Here is a 15,941-nt window from a genome sequence, read left to right as displayed (position 1 = left end):
ATGTTTTTGGGCTCAAGGATAGTCAAAAGGATTCCACAGATGAGCCATATCGCTCCAATGAACAAAATAATGTTTTTATTTTTCATAATAATTAATTTTTTTTTCTTAAATGAACAGATTAACAAAACCTACTCTTAATAAATTCTTTCCTCCATCTAATGGCATATCCTTTCTCAAATAAATAGTGGCTAAATCTTTCTTATTGGCCCTGACCCAATGAATATGCAATTTTACCATCAAACTTATATAAATTTTCAGTTTTAATACTATCAATATCCGCGTCTATAAATTGCTGTAACAATTCAATAATTTCATTCTTACTAACTATTTTGCCATCCTCAGCTTTAAAACGACATCTCCAGTGATCCGTACAAAATGTTTGTTTAAATCCTTCTGGCCAAACTTTGATTCCTCTATTGGTAATCATATTCAGTTTTAAGTTTACAGTTCCTATATTTTTAAGCATCTCTGCTAATACATCAGGTTCAGTTCCATTCCAATGCACAAAAACATCATGACCGACCAAATCTTTTTTGGCAGCTGGTCTTTTCTTATATTTTGGTAGATGTAGGGGTTGACCATTTTTATAATCTACCGCAAGAAGCTGTTTCGGTTTTTGCCCTAAATTTAAAATAACTGCATCCGCAAATTCTGCAGTTCCTACTTTTGCGCTACTTACCCCTTCTTTGTATATATCATAAGTATGGATACCATCTTCCAGAGTTTTCAACCATGCATTCTGTACTGTGCTAGCCACCTCGTTTTGCCCAATATGATTTAACATCAGTACTGCTCCTTGCAACAATCCCGAAGGATTCGCTACATTTTGTCCAGCTCTTCTGGGTGCTGATCCATGGATCGCCTCAAACATGGCACATTCTTCTCCTATATTCGCTGAGCCTGCCAATCCCACAGATCCTGCAATTTGTGCGGCAATATCTGAAATTACATCTCCATATAAATTTAGAGTCACTATGACATCGAAATCTTCTGGTGTATCACTCATTTTCGCGGCACCAATATCTATAATCCAATGTTCATTTTCAATTTCAGGATATTCTTTCGCTAATTCATCAAACACTTCATGGAATAATCCGTCAGTTTGCTTCATGATATTGTCTTTTGTAAAACAAGTGACTTTTTTCCTCCCATACTGTTTGGCATATTCAAAAGCATAGCGAACAATTTTTTCACACCCCGGACGACTGATAATTTTCAAGCACTGAACAACTTCATCGGTTTGTTGATGTTCAATACCTGCATATAGATCTTCTTCATTTTCACGAATAATGACAATATCCATTTTAGGGTGCTTTGTTTCCACAAAAGGATGCAAACTCATACATGGTCTAACATTAGAATACAATCCTAAGAATTTTCTGGTTGTAACATTCAGACTTTTATAACCCCCGCCTTGTGGAGTCGTTATTGGAGCTTTAAGAAAAACTTTATTGTTTATTATAGTTTCCCAAGACGATTTTTCGATTCCAGAAGTATTACCTTTTAAGTATACTTTTTCACCAACTTCAATTTCGTCAAATTCTAACTGCGCTCCCGCTGCTTTAATAATTTTCAAGGTAGCATCCATTATTTCAGGTCCTATTCCGTCTCCTTTTGCGATTGTTATTCTTTGCATCTTTTTATTTATTTGTTTGCACAAAGATAAAATGGCCTATCCATAAATTTTTATTTATATTTGTAATGATAAGCATAAAAATTATTTATGAACTATACGCTCCACCAACTACAGGTATTTTTAAAAATAGCCCAAAACAAGAGTATTACTAAGGCAGCAGTAGAACTGCATCTTACACAACCCGCCGTATCCATTCAATTAAAAAATTTTCAAGAACAGTTTGATGTTCCACTTACAGAAGTAATCGGACGAAAACTATACGTGACCGATTTTGGAAAAGAAATTGCCATGGCTGCGGAAAAAATTCTAAACGAAGTACATGCCATCAATTACAAAACAATGGCATTCAAGGGACGATTAGCAGGACGACTGAAAATATCAGTTGTATCAACGGGTAAATACGTTATTCCTTATTTTTTATCTGATTTTCTAAATCAAAATCAAGGTGTTGAATTACTTCTTGATGTGACGAATAAAACTAAAGTGCTAAAAAATTTAGAAAAAAATGAAGTAGATTTTTCTTTAGTTTCCGTTTTACCAGAAACCTTACAAATTGAAAAAGTAGAATTGATGCCTAATGCTCTTTTCCTTGTTGCCAACATTGATCAAAAAGTAGGGAACGGGATTCAAGATAAAAAAATAATTGAAAACTTACCAATAATCTATCGAGAGCAAGGGTCCGGAACTAGATATGTAATGGAAAAATTTATAGAAAATAATCAGTTAACTGTTCCAAAAAAAATGGTGCTTACTTCAAACGAAGCGGTAAAACAAGCAGTATTGGCCGGACTTGGATGTTCCATTATGCCCTTAATTGGTATAAAAAACGAACTCAATAATGGTAGCTTGCAAATCATTCCGGTACAAGGCTTACCAATTCGGTCCAACTGGAATTTAATTTGGTTGAAAGGCAAGAAATTTTCGCCTGTGGCCAAAGCGTATTTAAAATTTATTGAAGAAGAAAAAACAAGAATTATCGAACAAAAATTTAATTGGATTATTTAATAAACTACTTTAAATATTATAGGAATAAACATAATTTTTGAACAAGATAATTTTGCAGATTGAAACTCCTGCCTTGTTTATTTTCAGTTTTGATTATTTCATTTGCACCTTACAGTCGTTTTGACTATCGCGCCAATAATAAGATCATAAAATATTCACCAAATCATGCTTAACGCTGCTAACTTTCAATTTTGGAACTTTTTATGTTAATTCATTTCCATTTTTATAAATAGTTTCCTCTACAGTTTTGTAGGCTTTAAGATATTTAATTGCTTCAATTTCAGCAGTTGTAATTTCTAAATTATCGGAATAATGATTTATCTCGTAATGATCGAGAACTCCTTTTAGCTCTAGCTTTGCAATTTGCAATTTTGCTTTTTGCCTAAACTTGGACAATTCCTTCTCTACAATTACTAATTTTTCCTTTGAGATTTTTAGCTTTCCTTTTTTGTATTGTAATAAGTTATAAATTTCAAGAAGATCCATTTCTTCGACTTGTTGAATTAAAATTTTTAAATTAAAAGGATTGTCAACTAATGGTAAAATAATTCTGATTGATCTGATGATTCTTTTAACCACAGTAGGATCCTCCTTTCCCCACTGAAAAATCTGATCATAACAAAAGTCAATAAATTCTTCAAAATTAAATTCGTTTACTTGTATTTTTTTAGACTCCAAAGTCCTGGAATCAGTAGAAGGGAATTCTCGTATTGCTAACTCTTTTGCTATTTCCCCAATTTGGTCTATACAATTCAAACAGGTAGTTGGATCATTAACCGCAGGAGAAATGGCTTTTATGGCAATGTCTACCAATTTTCTCACACCAAAATTCACATCTTGAGTATGACTTCTAAACAATTTAACTCTAAAAGTATTGCTGACAATCGCTCCTACATCTTTCTTCAAACGAATTATCTGATTCATTTGGAGTTCCTCACTAAAAACTAATACCATAAGCGTAGTGGTATTTTTCATAATAAATTCCCCTACAATAGGTTTTTGATATGCGTTTTCAAAAAATAATCCCACATCAGAATTATTGATATATTCCGTTATTTTTTCCAATTTTTTATAATTCACCCTATCCAAATAGCCCGTTTCAAATGGACTTACGATTTTTATTTGAAATTTATTTTGGTTTATTTTGGAACGTTTGTAAAGCAGATTTTTTCCAACACTCCAATTTTCCTGATACAACACGTTGATCTCTTCAACCATTTCCGATTTAATTCCATTTGTTATACTGGAGACATTCATATTTATACTTAAATAGCTAATCATGTTAGGATAAGACCACACTAAACAATAAAAAGCAAGAAGAGAGCCTATAGTAAGTGTCAAAAGAAACGAAGTTTGGTAAAAAACGGAAGCCAACTGTGGTAAAATACACAACGAAATTGTACCCACAAATAATCCAATAAATCGTTGCATTTTAATATTATTTGATAAAAAATGCCTCAAAATTCGCGGTGAAAACTGAGAAGATGCGAGTTGCATTACAACAAAAATAACAGAAAAGGTAGTTAGTGAAATTCCAATAAGAATAGAGATTAAAATCGTAGAAACCGGAATCAGCCGATTATAAATTTCCATTTCATTGATTTTGAATTTCATTCCAAAATCAACATAATAATCAATCGTCAATAAAACAGAACCAATAATAAACACATAAATACCACTGGTAAATGTACCCATATGTTTTATCTGATGTTCCAATATATTCTTGATCCGCTGTCTTAATTTTTGTTTCATAATTTAAATTTCAATAGGTAAATTTAACATAAATACGTCTAGAATGTTAATCTTGATTTCTAATGTATATTTTCATTAGCTACATCAATACTAATTTTAATAAAAATGGAGCACGATCAATATTATTTAAATCCTTTATTAAAATTTCATGGATTAGGAATATCTTATTAATAGGATGTTATTTACTTTTGCTTTAATTAAGGTAGGCTCCTGTTTTGAACAAATTTACAAGATATAATTACCTTTGATTATTGCCTTTTTTAAATCAATTTAAATACAACAAAAAATGACTTTACATATAGAAACTCCTGCCCTCCTTTTCTCGGCTACTTCGTTAATATTATTGGCTTACACCAATCGGTTTTTGACCGTTGCCACTATTGTCAGAGGATTGAAAAAAACATATAAAGAGAAGGAAAACAAGATGATTTTATTGGAAATAAAAAACCTCAACTTGCGATTAACACTTATTCGTTACATGCAGATGGCTGGTGTTATGAGTTTATTTTTATCCGTTTTCGCTATGATGATGTTATTTTTAGAACAGCAGGTATCCAGTATTTATCTTTTTGGATTGAGTTTGTTTTCCCTGCTAATTTCTTTAGGGTTGTCCTTTTGGGAAATTAATATTTCAGTGGATGCATTGCGTCTGCATTTGAGTGATTTAGTCGAGAAAGGAGAAAAATAACACGAGAATTTTTCAAATTTATTTTTAGGATTAAAGTCCAAAACTCAAATCTTACTCCTAATTTATAATTCATACTAATAACTAAACCCTATCTTTGCCCGCTTAAAAATTTAAAAAATGACAAAGAATAGCGTATTAAAAGGAGTTTTCTTAGTGGGATTGGGCGCAACGAGTTATGGAATGCTGGCCACTTTTGTAAAGATAGCTTATGGTGAAGGTTTTACCACACCCGAAGTAACAACCGCACAATTTGTATATGGATTACTTGCCCTCTTGCTTATTAATGTCTTTCAAAAAGCCAAAAAAGGAAAGCAAGTAGTAAAAGCATCTAAGAAAAACATAGGTCAATTAATGCTAGCCGGAACTTCTTTAGGAATGACTAGTATTTTTTATTATTTGGCTATCAAATATATTCCAGTTTCGATTGCCATTATTTTGTTGATGCAAACCGTTTGGATGGGTGTTTTATTCGAAATGATTTTAGAAAAAAAAATACCTTCTACACAAAAAATCATATCGGTACTTATCGTTTTAATTGGGACTGCTCTCGCGACTAATCTTATACAAAGCAAAATAGAATTAGACTGGCACGGTATCGTTTTAGGGCTTTTCTCAGCCGTATCATTTACTACCACTATGTTTACCGCTAATCGTGTGGCAACCCACGTTTCCTCACCGCAACGCAGTTTGTATATGCTTTTGGGCGGAGCCGTAATTATATTTGGATTTGGGATTGCAACACAAACGACGCCTTTCAATTTTGATATTTTCATGAAATGGGGAATTGTATTGGCTCTTTTTGGAACTGTTATTCCACCTTTATTGTTTAATGCCGGGTTTCCATTAACCGGCATTGGATTAGGAAGCATAGTCTCAGCTCTGGAACTTCCTGTTTCTGTTATGATGGCTTATTTCCTTCTAAACGAAAATGTCAATGCAATCCAATGGTTTGGAATTGTCTTGATTATTTTGGCCATTATAATCATGAACGTGAACTTTAAGAGAAAATTATAATTCCTATTTTTAGAATAAAATCACCAACTACAATGATTTTTTTATAAATTCGTAATAAAACTATATTATGAATTTACCTTGGCATTTATATGCAATGGCTTTTATTTACTTCATCGCAGGATTAAACCATTTCAGAAATCCAAGACTGTATCTTAAAATCATTCCTTCCTATTTTCCAAATCCAAAATTATTGAATTCTATAAGTGGATTGGCCGAAATAATTTTAGGTATTGGACTCTGTTTTCCTATACTCTCCAATTATGCTGCATGGGGAGTTATCGCCTTATTAATAGCTGTTTTCCCCACACATCTCTACATGTATTTTAACGAGAAAGCAAGAATGGGTTTGCCAAAATGGGCTTTGATTTTGCGAATGCCTTTACAATTGGGATTGATTTACTGGGCCTATCTTTATACCTAAAAATTGAAATCACTGTTCGAAAACATTCCTGACCCCATTTTCCTTAATTTGCCTGACGCAGAGGTCATTTATTACCCTCATTTTTTTGACAAAGAAGAATCTGATTCAATTTACGCGGAGTTGTTAAATGAAATTCCGTGGCAACAAGATGACATTCGCGTTTTCGGTAAAACGTATCCGCAACCGCGATTAACAGCTTTGATTGGCAATGAAGGAAAATCCTATTCCTATTCGAATATAAAAATGCAACCGCACGTTTGGAATTTGCTTTTGCAAAAGATAAAATCAAAGGTAGAAAGTGTTTCCGATACAAATTTCACTACTGTTTTACTCAATTATTATCGCGACGGAAAAGACAGTAACGGCTGGCACGCCGATAATGAAAAAGAATTAGGAACCAACCCGATAATTGCTTCAGTGAGTTTTGGTGCCGAACGTACTTTTCAGTTTAAACACAATTCCTGTAAAGACCAGAAAAAAAGTATTGTTCTGGAACACGCGAGTTTATTACTAATGAAAGGAACAACACAGCATTTCTGGAAACATCAAATCCCTAAAACCAGTAAACCTGTAGGTCCCAGAATAAATTTGACATTTCGTGTAATCAAATAAATTTTATTTCACTAAAAATTATTAGATTTGAAATAAATAATCAAATTATGAATGATATTGTTTCTTATTTTTCCACGATTCCTTCCTCACACCGAAGTTTGATTCTGGTAAGTGGTATTACTATTTTTTGGTTAATCGAAAATGCTTTTCCGCTTTTCAATTTTACTTATAAAAAATGGCATCATGCAAGTATTAATATATTTTTGACGCTGACAACCATCATTATAAATTTCTTTTTGGCTTTTATTTTATTACAAACTGCAGATTGGACCATTGCAAACCATTTTGGAATTTTACAATGGCTACCGGAGATGCCTGTATGGCTTTATACCTTAATCGGATTGCTTTTATTGGATTTAATTGGTGCCTATTTAGTACATCTGGTGGAGCATAAAGCGAAATTTTTGTGGCGTTTTCACCTGATTCATCATACCGATACCTGGGTAGACACGACATCGGCTAACAGGCATCATCCTGGCGAAAGCATTATTCGCTTTACGTTTACAACTTTGGGTGTTTTACTTGTAGGAAGCCCCATGTGGATGGTTTTCTTATACCAGACCTTATCTGTTGTTGCCACACAATTTAATCATGCAAATATCTCGATTCCCAGAAAACTGGATACTATACTTAGTTATTTTATCGTATCACCAGATATGCATAAAGTACATCATCATCATGTTTTACCCTATACAGATAGCAATTACGGAAATATATTTTCTGTCTGGGACCGTCTTTTTGGTACTTTTATGACACTCCCAAAAGAAGAAATCATCTATGGGATAGATACACATCCAAAACCCGAAGAACACAATAATTTGAAAAATTTATTGAAAATCCCGTTTCAAAAACCGCACAAAATAGAAAAGAATTAAAAAGAATAAAAAAAATGTGCTTTTGACAGGAAGTAATTATTTTTTTTCTTAATATTGGATGATAATTAGAAATGTAATTTATTAATCATTAACAACTTATTTGAATTAATTTTCACGTGATGAAAAAGAGTAACCGCAAAGAATTGAACTGGGAACAAACAGAAAAACTTGTTACAATGGCCCTTGAAGAAAAAAATCCTTTTGAAATCATCAAAAAAGAATTTGGTTTGGTAGAAAAAGAGGTTTTAGAAATCATGAAAAAGAAGATGCCTGCAGAAAAATTTGAAATGTGGAAAAAGAAAGCTACTGCAAATAAACCAAAACCAAAACCCGTTAAAATAGATGATTTTGATGAAGATTTGGATGGCAAATATTACATAAAAAACAAACTTGATTAAAAATGAAACTCCTGTAATTCAGGAGTTTTTGTTTTTATGCCAACTAACTTTTCACAAACGCAATAATGGTTTCAGTAACATCAAACGAAAATGAATTTATTTTTGACATTCTCCGAAGTCATAAATTTTGGGCGTTCGAAAATAAGATTAGAGTTTCCAAAGATCAAATAATCCGAGCTTATCAAAGCAACGATGAATTTACTTTTTGGATCGGTTGGAAAATTCCAGGTATCCAATTACCATGGGTTATTACTGCTGGAACTTATATAAAAAAAGGAAAACGCAATTTTTGGGATGTCTGCAATAAAAAAAATGCAATTATTGTCGAACTCAAAGATTCCTATTACAATAAACTAATTATCGAAGTTGAAAATCCGGAAGAGGCAATAAGCTTATTAAACACTAAATAAAATGAAAAAATCAATATTCGCTTTCTTGATTTTGCTTTCAACCTTGGGTTTTTCTCAAGAAAAAACAGATTTGACCTCCGTTGACAAAAAAGAAATAATAATCAATCCCATATTAAAAGGAACGCTCTATTCCCCGCTTAAAGAGAATAAAAAAACAAATCTTATTATTCTGATTGCAGGGTCCGGTCCTACTGACAGAGACGGTAATCAGAAAGGAATGACCAACAATTCATTAAAATATTTATCAGAAGATTTGTCTAAAAATAACCAAGCTGTTTTTTCTTATGACAAAAGAATTATTGCACAAATGGCTGCTGGAACTGTAAATGAGGCTGCACTTTCATTTGATGATTTCATAAATGACGCCAAAGAAGTTATTCACTTCTTTAAAAAGCAAAAAAAATACAGCAAAATAATAGTTGTCGGTCATAGTGAAGGTTCTTTGATAGGGATGATTGCTGCTAACAAAAATGCCGATGCCTTTATTTCATTGGCTGGAGCCGGAAGAACTATCGATGCTGTTATAGTAGAGCAAATAGAAAAACAGGCTCCTTCTCTAAAAGACGAAGTGCAAAAAGATCTGGAAATCCTTAAAAGTGGACAAACATTCGAATTAAAAAATAAAATGCTGGCCTCCCTTTTTAGAGAAAGTGTCCAACCCTACATGATTTCCTGGATAAAATATAATCCACAAAATGAAATTAAAAAACTGGGAATTCCTGTGTTACTAATTAATGGAACTAAAGATTTGCAAGTTAGCATTTCGGACGCTGAATTACTAAAAAAAGCAAAACCAGAAGCTAAGCTTGTCATTATAGAAGACATGAATCACATTTTTAAAAATATAAAAGGAGACGATACAGAGAATATGAAATCATACTCTGATCCCAATTTGCCCATAACCGAAAAATTAGTAACCGCTATCAATCTTTTTATAAAATCATTATAAGCCGTAACAATTCTTCCAAAAAAAGACTAATCGCTAAAACAAAATAACAATGAAAAAAATAATCTTCGTTTTTGCCTTCGCTTCTGTACTATGGAGCTGCAAAACGGCAAGTACTTCAATTTCTTCTTCGACAAAAAAAGAGGTTTCAGTAAACATCAACCTGGTTGACATAAAAGATGATAAGGTCATGGTGACTGTAAATGCCCCTTCAATTTCTGAGGATGAAATTATGTACCAAATTCCAAAGACAGTTCCTGGAACGTACTCAGAAGACAACTACGGTAGATATATCGATGATCTAAAGGCATATGATAAGAAAGGAAATTTATTGACCGTAAAGAAAATTGATGTTAATTCCTGGTCAATTGCTACTGCAAAAACTTTAGACAAGATTACTTATTTGGTAAATGACTCATTTGATACCGAAACTGGGAAAAAATTTGGAGATGATGAAATTTTTTCACCTGCAGGATCTAATATTGATGCTGGTAAAAACGTAATGCTCAACACACATTGTTTTGTGGGTTATTTTACAAATTATATGTCTACACCTTATAAAGTTACGATTTCTCATCCGGCTACACTTTGGGGAGCTACCTCTATGACTGATCAGGACCCAAGCACTACATCGGATACATTTATAACTTCTCGTTATGCTGAATTGGTTGAGAACCCAATCATGTATGCTAAACCCGATTATACTACTTTTACAATTGATGGAATGGAAATTTTGATTGGCGTTTATTCTCCTACAGGTAAATATACTGCCGAAAGTATTACTCCGGAGATGAAAACAATGATGACAGCTCAAAAGAATTTTTTAGGCAAAATAAATGCTACTAAAAAATACAGCGTTTTGTTATACCTGTCTTCCATGCAGGAAAACGATGCTAAAGGATTTGGTGCATTAGAACATCCTACAGCAACTACAGTAGTATTGCCAGAGTTAATGCCAAAAGACGAATTAGTAAAATCGATGAAAGATGTCGTTTCGCATGAATTTTTTCATATTGTGACTCCATTGTCCATCCACTCTAAAGAGATTCAATATTTTGACTATAATGCGCCTAAAATGTCCCAACATTTATGGATGTATGAAGGCGTAACAGAATATTTTGCGAATCTTTTTCAAATAAATCAAGGATTAATTACCGAAGAAGAGTTTTATACCCGTATGGCAGAAAAAATTGCACGCGCAAATACGCTGAATGATACCATGTCATTTACCGTTATGAGTGCTAATGTATTGACGAAACCTTACAAAGACCAATACTTGAATGTATATGAAAAAGGAGCACTTATTGGAATGTGTCTGGATATCATTATTCGAGAAAAAAGTAACGGAGAAAGAGGAATTCTTGATTTGATGCAAAAATTATCAAATGAATATGGCCCTGCAAAACCGTTTAATGACCAAGAGCTTTTTGCAAAAATTACGTCATTAACGTATCCTGAAGTAGGAACTTTTTTAACGACTTATGTTTCTGGAACAACCCCAATCCCTTATTCAACGTATCTGGCAAAAGTTGGCGTTACAAATTCTATGGAAAAAGTAGCCGGTAACGTTTTCTTAAAAGGACAAACTCCATACATAACCGTAAATCAGGAAACCAAAGAAATTATTATTTTACCAAATATAGAGTTAAACGAATTTTATAAAAATCTTGGTCTAAAAGGCGGTGATATTTTAATGGCAATTAATGAAAAATCGTACACTTTGGATAATATTTATGATATGATTGGCGCAAGTCAAACTTGGAAAGAGAACGATGCTATTACCGTAAAAGTTAAACGAGATGGTAAAGAACAAGTAATCAAAGGAAAAGTAAAACTTCCTTATGAAGAAAAAGCCAGCCTCAAAGCAACAGATGCAAGTAAAACCAAATTAAAAGAAGCTTGGTTTAAAGGATAATACTTTTCAAGAATTCAATAAATCCCAATTTAGAAATAAATTGGGATTTTTTTTGTGAAATTTAGACATCTTACCAAATCATTCCAACAATTTTCTTTATTTTGCGCAAAATATAAACACCAATGAAATCGCCCGAATTCATAATAAAGAATGGCGATACCATGTTCCAAAAAAACAAATATTAATAACTCCACATGAAAAAATCTATTATTGCAATCGTTACACTTGTGCTATTTTCCTCTTGTAACAAAAATGAATCAAAAACTAATTTACATATTACCGGAAATATAAAAGGATTAAAAAAAGGGACATTGTACATTCAAAAAATTGTAGACACTACTCTAGTTGCTATTGACACGATCAATATAGACGGAAGTTCCGCTTTTGAAAGTGACTTAGAATTAAAATCTCCTGAAATGCTATACTTATTTCTGGACAGAGGAGTGAGCAATTCATTAGACAATAATCTTTCGTTTTTTGCTGAACCTGGAAATATAAATATTGAAACCAGCTTAGAAGGATATCTTTCCGGAGCAAAAATTACAGGATCTAAAAACAACGATTTATTTGAAGATTATAAAAAAATAAATTCTCGTTTCAATGATGAAAAACTCACTTTGATTGAGCAACGATTTAATGCCATTAAAAGTAACAACGCACAAAAAATTGATAGTATAAGTGCTAAGCAGGATTCCAATATAAAACGAAAGTATTTATTTGCTACCAATTTTGCGATAAACAACAGAAACTATGAGGTATCACCTTATATTGCCTTATCTGAAATCTATGATATTAATATTAAATACTTAGATACGATTCAAAAATCAATGTCTCCAAAAGTAGCACAATCACTTTATGGAAAAAAATTGACAAAATATGTTACCGAAATCAAAAACCAAAAATAAATGGATTCCTAATTCCTAAGTTCCTAAAAAAAAGGAAAACCGTCTCGATAAATAGGGACGGTTTTTTTATGCTGTGAATTAAAATTTATTGTTGCCTTTTATTATAAAAGCAAAAAACCACCTAACAAAAGTTAGATGGTTTTATTAAGAGCCGGCGGAGGGACTCGAACCCACGACCTGCTGATTACAAATCAGCTGCTCTAGCCAACTGAGCTACGCTGGCGACTCATTACGGGTGCAAATATAAGCCTGAATTTCTGTTTTCCAAAACAAATTCAAACTTTTTTTGCTTTTTTTTTAACTACAATTCGTTGATTTTAGCAATCAATTGATTAGCAGTTTGTTCCAATTCAACATTAATTTGTTTGAAGTGTGCTTTTTTATCCTCTACCTTTTTTGCGTTCACTTTTGTGATCAAAGCGTCAAAAGCAGCGATAGCTTCGTCAATTAAATCGTTAGTTTCTGTTGTTGGTTTTCCAGTTGTAGAAATTTCGAACAAGTAAACTGCTTCAATAATATCTCCTAAAACGTAGTTGATGTCTTTTTTTAAATTTTTAACGTTTGCCATTTTTATCTTTTTTAATTTGGATTTTTAATTTGCGTCTGCAAAAGTACACATTATCTTTCTATTACCGACTATGAAATGTAAATTTCTAAAATTGAAGCTTTTCCATTGAGAGTGAATGAATTCATTGCAGCAGGAAGTAAAACCGTATCTCCTTTTACATATTGCAATTTCGAATTGTCTTGCATAATTTCAAATGATCCTTCCACACACATATATACAGTAAAGGTTTCTCCCGTTTTAGAAACACTAATTTCTCCGTCTAAAGGAATAAAATTAGTAGTAAAATAAGAACAATCCACAACTTCATTAGATTCATTTACATTTTTGCTATATTCTTTCTTGGCCTCCATCCTATCATAGTTAATAGCTTCCAAAGCCAGATCAACATGCAATTCTCTGGTATTCCCGTTAGCATCTACTCGGTCAAAGTCATACAAACGATACGTAATATCAGAGGTTTGCTGAATCTCGGCAACAACTAATCCAGCACCAATAGCGTGAACTGTCCCTGTTTCCAAGAAGAAAACATCCCCTGCTTTTACTTTTACATCGTCCAGAATTGCTAGTAAGGTTTTGTTTTTAAGGTTTTCTAAATATTCGGCAGGATTCGACTTCTCCTTAAAACCGACGATAATTTTCGCTTCCTTATCGGCTTGCATGATATACCACATTTCCGTTTTACCAAAAGAATGGTGTCTTTTTTTGGCTAACGCATCGTTTGGATGTACTTGAATGGACAAATCTTCCCGAGCATCTAAGTATTTAAAAAGCAAAGGAAACTGTTTGCCAAATCGAGCATGTACTTTCGTTCCTAAAATCTCGTCTGGATATTTATCAATCAAAATAGTTAATGATTTTCCTTTCCATTCCCCATTAACTACTACACTTATATCACCTTCTACTGTAGACAACTCCCAGCTTTCACCAGTGATCTTTGATGTAATTGGCTTATGAAGTACCGTTTTTAGTTTTTCACCTCCCCAAATTCTTTCTTTTAAAATGGGTTCAAATTGTAATGGATAAAATTTCATCTTGTGTTTTTCTGTTTAACAAATTTGCAAAATAAATATTCATTTAAATCTGTTGGTTTTCAAATTACGGTTTAAAAAGAATAATTGACACTAAAGCTTCGTGGAAAGGTATTTAGGATAGGAATAAATTTAATTCTCAAAACAATTACTTGTCATTCTCTTATGCTAATTCTTTTATAGTTTTCAATGCTTTCGGAATGTGTTTTGCGGCCAGCATACTGTCAAAAATCATTTGAATCACTCCATTCTTATCGGCGACATAGGTCACTCTTCCGGGAACTAAGCCAAACAGTTGAGTGGCAACACCAAAAAGCTTTCTTATTTTTTTATCAGGGTCTGACAAAAGAATAAAAGGCAGTTTATAATGGTTTGTGAATTCTTGATGTGACGCAACACTATCGCCGCTGATCCCTATTACTTCTGCACCTAAGTCCTTGAAATCTTCGTATTGATCTCTAAAACTGCAAGCCTGAGCAGTGCAGCCTGGGGTATTGTCTTTTGGATAAAAATAAACAACAATAGGTTTTAGACCAACTAGGGTTTGACTGTCAAAATCGTTACCGTTACTGTCTTTTGCTTTAAAATTTGGAATTTTATCTCCTACTTTTAATTCCATTATTCTCCTTTATAGGTTACAAAATTACGAGGTGTTTCATACAGAATTACTTCTAAGTCGAATTGTGGTTCAATCTTTTTTCTGATTTTATTCCAAATTACCACTACAATATTTTCAGCTGTGGGATTTAAATTTTCAAATTCGGGAACATCAATATTGAGATTTTTATGATCAAACTGATTCTCCACTTCTTCTTTAATAATTTCGCTAAGGAATTTCACATCCATAACAAATCCGGTCTCTGGGTCAATTTCCCCCGTTACACTAACAATCAATTCGTAGTTGTGTCCGTGATAATTAGGATTGTTGCATTTGCCAAAAATCGCATCGTTTTGCTCGAAAGTCCAGTCTTTTCTATATAATCTATGTGCCGCATTAAAATGGGCTTTTCGTGAAATGGTAACTCTCATTTTTTTAAAGTAGATTTAGCTATTAGAAATTAGATTTGCTGTATTCAGAAATCTTAGTTTAATAATTTCCCTATTATAATTTATGGTCTTCAAGGAAATGATAAAACTCATCAAAAATTATTTTGAACCAAACAGTGTATAATTGCGGTTGAATTCCCATTTCAATTTTTACATCTTCTATTTTCATCCATTTCCAATCTTCGACTTCTTCCCGATTTATTTTTGGCTCATCATCATAATAACCAATCATAACATGATCAAGTTCATGTTCAGTCAAACCGTTATCAAAAGGTGCCTTGTATATAAAATGAAAAAGTTCTTTGAGTTCCGTTTTAAATCCCATTTCTTCAAACAATCTACGACTTCCTGCAGCAATATTAGATTCTCCCTCGCGCTGGTGACTGCAGCAAGTATTAGTCCATAATAATGGAGAATGGTATTTTTGACTGGCTCGTTGTTGAAGCATGATTTCATTTTCACTATTTAAAACAAAAACAGAAAACGCTCGATGCAAAATGGCTTTTTCATGTGCTTCAAGCTTTGGCATCAATCCAATCTGCTCATCTTTGTCATTAACTAATATTACATTTTCTTCTTTCATAGGAATTTTTAGCCTTACAAAAATACAAAAATATAATTATTGTAAGGCGCTTTAACGTTCTCTTTCGAATTGTTGAAGCAGAGTTGTCTTGGTATCACCTTTATAAAAAGCAATTTAATCCAATTTAAAGATTCTTTT

The 15,941-nt window shown here is 32.7% G+C and carries 18 protein-coding genes and 1 tRNA gene; 11 read left to right on the top strand and 8 right to left on the bottom strand.

Annotated features, from left to right (window positions below; all coding sequences use genetic code 11):
• Window positions 1-199: 199 nt before the first annotated feature.
• Window positions 200-1,636, bottom strand: a complete 1,437-nt coding sequence (locus C4S35_RS14295; protein WP_104000829.1) for an NADP-dependent isocitrate dehydrogenase — start codon at window positions 1,634-1,636, stop codon at window positions 200-202.
• Between the two features lie 87 nt (window positions 1,637-1,723).
• On the opposite strand from C4S35_RS14295, the gene C4S35_RS14290 reads away from it, so the two are divergent.
• On the top strand, window positions 1,724-2,641 hold the full coding sequence (locus C4S35_RS14290) for a LysR family transcriptional regulator (RefSeq protein ID WP_104000828.1): 918 nt from the start codon (window positions 1,724-1,726) through the stop codon (window positions 2,639-2,641).
• A 201-nt stretch (window positions 2,642-2,842) separates the two neighbouring features.
• Here C4S35_RS14290 and C4S35_RS14285 read toward each other — a convergent pair whose 3' ends face one another.
• Window positions 2,843-4,393: a DUF2254 family protein gene (locus tag C4S35_RS14285; protein ID WP_104000827.1), complete on the bottom strand. Its 1,551-nt coding sequence runs from the start codon at window positions 4,391-4,393 to the stop codon at window positions 2,843-2,845.
• 286 nt (window positions 4,394-4,679) lie between these two features.
• On the opposite strand from C4S35_RS14285, the gene C4S35_RS14280 reads away from it, so the two are divergent.
• The 10 genes from C4S35_RS14280 (at window position 4,680) to C4S35_RS14235 (ending at window position 12,577) form a co-directional block, all read left to right on the top strand.
• Window positions 4,680-5,081 (top strand): DUF2721 domain-containing protein, encoded by a 402-nt coding sequence (locus C4S35_RS14280; RefSeq protein WP_104000826.1) that lies wholly within the window; start codon window positions 4,680-4,682, stop codon window positions 5,079-5,081.
• A gap of 117 nt (window positions 5,082-5,198) precedes the next feature.
• Window positions 5,199-6,095: an EamA family transporter gene (locus C4S35_RS14275; RefSeq protein ID WP_104000825.1), complete on the top strand. Its 897-nt coding sequence runs from the start codon at window positions 5,199-5,201 to the stop codon at window positions 6,093-6,095.
• A 67-nt stretch (window positions 6,096-6,162) separates the two neighbouring features.
• On the top strand, window positions 6,163-6,516 hold the full coding sequence (locus tag C4S35_RS14270; RefSeq protein ID WP_104000824.1) for a DoxX family protein: 354 nt from the start codon (window positions 6,163-6,165) through the stop codon (window positions 6,514-6,516).
• Between the two features lie 3 nt (window positions 6,517-6,519).
• Window positions 6,520-7,128: an alpha-ketoglutarate-dependent dioxygenase AlkB family protein gene (locus tag C4S35_RS14265; RefSeq protein ID WP_104000823.1), complete on the top strand. Its 609-nt coding sequence runs from the start codon at window positions 6,520-6,522 to the stop codon at window positions 7,126-7,128.
• Window positions 7,129-7,175: 47 nt separating this feature from the next.
• Window positions 7,176-8,003 (top strand): sterol desaturase family protein, encoded by an 828-nt coding sequence (locus C4S35_RS14260; protein ID WP_104000822.1) that lies wholly within the window; start codon window positions 7,176-7,178, stop codon window positions 8,001-8,003.
• A 119-nt stretch (window positions 8,004-8,122) separates the two neighbouring features.
• Window positions 8,123-8,401, top strand: coding sequence for a DUF2805 domain-containing protein (locus C4S35_RS14255; protein ID WP_073210045.1), 279 nt, complete (start codon window positions 8,123-8,125; stop codon window positions 8,399-8,401).
• Window positions 8,402-8,466: 65 nt separating this feature from the next.
• Window positions 8,467-8,811 (top strand): hypothetical protein, encoded by a 345-nt coding sequence (locus C4S35_RS14250; RefSeq protein ID WP_104000821.1) that lies wholly within the window; start codon window positions 8,467-8,469, stop codon window positions 8,809-8,811.
• Window position 8,812: 1 nt separating this feature from the next.
• Window positions 8,813-9,760: an alpha/beta hydrolase gene (locus C4S35_RS14245; RefSeq protein WP_104000820.1), complete on the top strand. Its 948-nt coding sequence runs from the start codon at window positions 8,813-8,815 to the stop codon at window positions 9,758-9,760.
• A 49-nt stretch (window positions 9,761-9,809) separates the two neighbouring features.
• Window positions 9,810-11,672, top strand: coding sequence for a M61 family metallopeptidase (locus tag C4S35_RS14240; protein ID WP_104000819.1), 1,863 nt, complete (start codon window positions 9,810-9,812; stop codon window positions 11,670-11,672).
• A gap of 194 nt (window positions 11,673-11,866) precedes the next feature.
• Window positions 11,867-12,577 carry a DUF4369 domain-containing protein gene (locus tag C4S35_RS14235; protein ID WP_104000818.1) on the top strand — a complete coding sequence of 237 codons (711 nt, stop codon included), beginning with the start codon at window positions 11,867-11,869 and terminating at the stop codon, window positions 12,575-12,577.
• Window positions 12,578-12,726: 149 nt separating this feature from the next.
• On the opposite strand, the gene C4S35_RS14230 is transcribed toward C4S35_RS14235, so the two are convergent.
• The 6 genes from C4S35_RS14230 to idi all read right to left on the bottom strand — a co-directional run bounded on the left by C4S35_RS14230 (window position 12,727) and on the right by idi (window position 15,803).
• Window positions 12,727-12,800 (bottom strand) — tRNA-Thr (locus C4S35_RS14230).
• Window positions 12,801-12,878: 78 nt separating this feature from the next.
• On the bottom strand, window positions 12,879-13,145 hold the full coding sequence (locus tag C4S35_RS14225) for a hypothetical protein (RefSeq protein WP_029286506.1): 267 nt from the start codon (window positions 13,143-13,145) through the stop codon (window positions 12,879-12,881).
• A gap of 68 nt (window positions 13,146-13,213) precedes the next feature.
• Window positions 13,214-14,176: a type I phosphomannose isomerase catalytic subunit gene (locus tag C4S35_RS14220; RefSeq protein ID WP_104000817.1), complete on the bottom strand. Its 963-nt coding sequence runs from the start codon at window positions 14,174-14,176 to the stop codon at window positions 13,214-13,216.
• Between the two features lie 160 nt (window positions 14,177-14,336).
• Window positions 14,337-14,792 carry a peroxiredoxin gene (locus tag C4S35_RS14215; RefSeq protein ID WP_104000816.1) on the bottom strand — a complete coding sequence of 152 codons (456 nt, stop codon included), beginning with the start codon at window positions 14,790-14,792 and terminating at the stop codon, window positions 14,337-14,339.
• Window positions 14,792-15,202, bottom strand: a complete 411-nt coding sequence (locus tag C4S35_RS14210) for a 6-pyruvoyl trahydropterin synthase family protein (RefSeq protein WP_104000815.1) — start codon at window positions 15,200-15,202, stop codon at window positions 14,792-14,794. Before C4S35_RS14210 ends, C4S35_RS14215 begins: the two co-directional genes overlap by 1 nt.
• Before the next feature lie 73 nt (window positions 15,203-15,275).
• The gene (gene idi, locus C4S35_RS14205) at window positions 15,276-15,803 is read right to left on the bottom strand and encodes an isopentenyl-diphosphate Delta-isomerase (protein ID WP_104000814.1); all 528 of its coding nucleotides are present in this window, start codon (window positions 15,801-15,803) and stop codon (window positions 15,276-15,278) included.
• Between the last annotated feature and the right edge of the window lie 138 nt (window positions 15,804-15,941).

Source organism: Flavobacterium urumqiense, assembly GCF_900108015.1.
GTDB lineage: Bacteria > Bacteroidota > Bacteroidia > Flavobacteriales > Flavobacteriaceae > Flavobacterium > Flavobacterium urumqiense.
The sequence above is the reverse complement of the archived record's forward strand: the minus strand, read 5'-3'. Positions and strand labels throughout refer to the sequence as shown.